The sequence below is a fragment of the Neobacillus mesonae genome (genome assembly GCF_023715155.1).
Classification (GTDB): Bacteria; Bacillota; Bacilli; order Bacillales; family Cytobacillaceae; genus Neobacillus; species Neobacillus mesonae_A.
In genome coordinates this window covers 1-304 of the sequence record NZ_JAMBNQ010000133.1, presented here as the reverse complement: position 1 = coordinate 304, position 304 = coordinate 1, and the positions used below count along the sequence as shown (strand labels likewise).

The 304-nt window shown below is 48.7% G+C and carries 1 rRNA gene; it reads right to left on the bottom strand.

Going from position 1 to position 304, the window contains the following annotated elements:
• Nucleotides 1–74 (bottom strand): 5S ribosomal RNA (gene rrf, locus M3183_RS26865); the annotation flags it as partial.
• Nucleotides 75–304: the final 230 nt, after the last annotated feature.

The following is a 304-nucleotide window of genomic DNA, read 5'->3' as shown; positions in this document are numbered from 1 at the left end:
CCATCGGCGCTGAGAAGCTTAACTTCCGTGTTCGGTATGGGAACGGGTGTGACCTTCTCGCCATCACCGCCGGACTATTTATTTGTTGAGGATTCATTCCCTCAAAACTAGATAATAGAGAAGAAGTATGTTAAGAACGAGTTCGCTTTAATCAATTATTGTCTAGCTCCAGCGTCCAACCGGACGCTTCCGCTTTTCGATTTGTCTAGCTGCGGCTCCTAACTTCTCGGCCGTTTCGGTCCGTCCCTTCAAATCCTAAAACCAGGATTTGCAGTGCCAGCCCTCCAACGTCTGTCGAAGTTGA